Origin of the sequence: Dietzia sp. DQ11-38-2, assembly GCF_014145055.1 — a bacterium.
GTDB lineage: Bacteria > Actinomycetota > Actinomycetes > Mycobacteriales > Mycobacteriaceae > Dietzia.
This window is the reverse complement of record NZ_JAALDW010000186.1, coordinates 1-3142: the sequence shown is the minus strand read 5'-3', so window position 1 is coordinate 3142 and position 3142 is coordinate 1. Positions and strand designations below refer to the sequence as shown.

At 69.4% G+C, this 3142-nt stretch carries 3 protein-coding genes; all 3 read right to left on the bottom strand.

What is annotated here, in order from left to right; genetic code table 11:
- Positions 1–14: 14 nt before the first annotated feature.
- The gene (leuA, locus tag G6026_RS07075; RefSeq protein WP_107755546.1) at positions 15–1877 is read right to left on the bottom strand and encodes a 2-isopropylmalate synthase; all 1863 of its coding nucleotides are present in this window, start codon (positions 1875–1877) and stop codon (positions 15–17) included.
- A gap of 174 nt (positions 1878–2051) precedes the next feature.
- Positions 2052–2489 (bottom strand): GNAT family N-acetyltransferase, encoded by a 438-nt coding sequence (locus tag G6026_RS07070; RefSeq protein WP_107755547.1) that lies wholly within the window; start codon positions 2487–2489, stop codon positions 2052–2054.
- A 73-nt stretch (positions 2490–2562) separates the two neighbouring features.
- Positions 2563–3142 (bottom strand): trypsin-like serine protease (locus G6026_RS07065; protein ID WP_182612754.1); only part of this gene is annotated, 580 nt, incomplete at its 5' end.

The following is a 3142-nucleotide window of genomic DNA, read 5'->3' as shown; positions in this document are numbered from 1 at the left end:
GGGCGCCGGGGCGGTCAGGGAGCCCAGGTGCGGGCGCCCTCGATGCTGCCCACGGTGTCCTCGGGGTCGACGGCCTCGTCGGCGTACGCCCGGTTGACCGCCGAGACCACCGCGCGCAGCGACGCCGTGGTGATCGACCCGGCCCGGCCGACACCCCAGAACACCCGATTGCCGAACTGCACCTCGACGTAGGCGGCCGCGGTGGCGTCGTCCCCGGCGGTCATCGCGTGCTCGGAGTAGTCGAGGATGCGCACCTCGTCGTCGAACATCTCGTTGAGCGCGGCGACGAACGCCGCCAGTGGGCCGTTGCCGGACCCGGTCAGCTCCCTGACCTCGCCCCGCCACTTGACCACGGCGTCGATGGAGTCCTCGCCGTCGTCGGTCTCGGCCGGCTCCAGATGTTGGGACATCCGCTCCATGGGCGAGATGCGGTCCAGGTACTCCAGCGTGAAGATGTCCCACATCTGCTTGGGCGTGACCTCGCCGCCCTCGGAATCGGTGACGCTCTGCACCAGCGCGGAGAACTCCATCTGGAGGCGTCGCGGCAGCTGCAGGCCGTAGTCGCTCTTCATGATGTAGGCCACGCCGCCCTTGCCGGACTGCGAGTTCACGCGGATCACGGCCTCGTACGTGCGGCCCTCGTCCTTGGGGTCCACGGGCAGGTACGGGACCTCCCACGTGATGTCGGTGATGTCCTCGCCGCGGGCCTCGGCCTCGGCCTGCAGGGCGTCGAAGCCCTTGTTGATCGCGTCCTGGTGCGAGCCCGAGAAGGCGGTGAACACCAGGTCGCCGCCGTAGGGGTGACGCTCGGGCACGCGCAGCTGGTTGGCGTACTCGACGGTCCGGCGGATCTCGTCCATGTCGGAGAAGTTGATCTGCGGGTCGACGCCGCGGGTGAGCAGGTTCATGCCCAGCGTCACCAGGCAGACGTTGCCGGTGCGCTCGCCGTTGCCGAACAGACAGCCCTCGATGCGGTCGGCGCCGGCCTGGAAGCCCAGCTCGGCGGCCGCGACGCCGGTGCCGCGGTCGTTGTGCGGGTGCAGCGAGAGGATGGTGGCGTCGCGGTGCGCGAGGTTGCGGTGCATCCACTCGATCTGGTCTGCGTACACGTTGGGCGTGGCCATCTCGACGGTCGCCGGCAGGTTGAGGATGATCGGGTTCTCCGGCGTGGCCCCCACGACCTCGGTGACGGCGTCGCAGATCTCCTTGGAGAACGCGAGCTCGGTCCCGGTGAACGACTCGGGGGAGTACTCCCAGCGCCAGGTGGTGTCCGGGTAGTCCTTTGCGATGGTGGTGACCAGCTCCGCGGCGTCGGTGGCGATCTTCTTGATCGCCTCGCGGTCCTTACGGAACACCACCTTGCGCTGGAGGATCGAGGTCGAGTTGTAGAAGTGCACGATCACGTTGGACGCGCCCTCGCACGCCTCGAACGTGCGGCGGATCAGGTCCTCGCGGCACTGCACCAGCACCTGGATGGTGACGTCCTCCGGGATCGCGTCGTCCTCGATGATCTCGCGGACGAAGTCGTAGTCCGTCTGCGAGGCCGACGGGAACCCGACCTCGATCTCCTTGTAGCCCATGCGGACGAGCAGCTCGAACATCCGACGCTTGCGGGCCGGGCTCATGGGGTCGATCAGAGCCTGGTTGCCGTCCCGCAGGTCCACGGCGCACCACTGGGGCGCGTGGGTGATGACCTTGTCCGGCCACGTGCGGTCGGGGAGCGAGACGTCCTCGACCTCCTCGGCGAAGGGCCGGTACCGGTGGACCGGCATCGAGGAGCCCTTCTGTCGGTTCCACGACGGTTGGTCGGGGCGTCCGGGCTTCGAGGGGGGAGTGATGGTCGACGACGACGAGACGAATGCGTCAGCGGGATTCATTGCGGGGCTCTACTTCCGTGGAATCGATCTGTGGGGATCGGACCGGCGCGACGAGATCCCGCGACGGGGAGCCGGTCCGCCTCAGCGGGCCCCGCCGCGGCACCCAAGAAGGAGCACGCGCTGCATGGGGGTCACCATACACCGATCCGGTGAGGGGCACGGAATCGGAGTTCATCACGGTATCGGGATGACGAAGGTCGTGGTTCCCGTCGTCGCCTCGGGCGGGGTAAGGGGGGAGTCCGCGCTCAGGTCCCGGTCGTTCTGCATCGAACCCCAGAGCCTGCGGCAACCGGCCTCCTCGGCGATGTCGCGGGCCTTGTCGACCAGGCGGTGGGCGATCCCGCGGCCCCGCAGTGACTCGCTCACGCGGATGCCGTAGACGAACAGGTCGGGGCTGGCGCCCATATAGCCGGTCTCCACCGCCACCAGCGTCCCCACGGGGACGTCGTCGTGGAACGCCAGCAGCAGGAGGTTGGACCCGTTGTCGAGGAAGTCCCGGGTCCACTCCGCGGTGGGTGGGTAGCGGAACAGGTCGTCGACGGACAGGACCAGGTCGAGATCGCCGCGTGAGGCGCGGCGGATCACGAGCTCCGGCTGCTCCGGCGAGGTCATTAGCTCAGTGTGACAAAAACGCGGGAGGTCCGGCGCGGGAGCGTGGGGGCCGGGTGTGACCGGACCGTCGTGGTCATCGGTTGGCGATCATCCAGTTGATCCACCCGTTCTGGAACGGGATCGACTCGTACCAGGCCGGATTGGTCCCGTTGGGCTGGCGGCGTGCGTGGTCGGAGCCGGAGTGGATGCCCACCAGGAGGTCACCGTGGAACACGGGCCCCCCGGAGTCCCCCAACCCGTAGCCGCCCTGGGTGGTGTGGGACCGTCCGATCCAGGATCCCGCTCGCGGCTCCATCCGCTCGAGGCGGGTGAGGCCGGTCCGGAGCTCAGCCGACCGCTGGCCTCGGGGAGTGGTCTCGCCGAAGCCGTGGAACCGCAGCACGTCGCCGGGTACGGGATCCCTTCCCGCGCGCTTGACCGACGGCGACGGCGCCGGATGTGCGAGCTTGAGCAGCATGACGTCACCGGCGGGGGCGTGGTAGGCGGCGACGGGGGTGTGTCGCCCGAGGCTGCCGGAGTCGAGGGAGCCGAACGCCCCGACGATCGGCGGGCTGGCGAGCGAGGCGGTCTCGGCGAACCCGCCCGGCACGGTCGCCTGGTTGCCGAACCCCAGGGTGTACGCGGTCGGGTCGGCGGGGCCGCAGTGCCTCGCC

What these genes read in the sequence shown, in the direction of transcription:
- leuA (WP_107755546.1), bottom strand. Translation starts at nt 1,877, where the DNA reads ATGAATCCCGCTGACGCATTCGTCTCGTCGTCGTCGACCATCACTCCC.
- G6026_RS07070 (WP_107755547.1), bottom strand. Translation starts at nt 2,489, where the DNA reads ATGACCTCGCCGGAGCAGCCGGAGCTCGTGATCCGCCGCGCCTCACGC.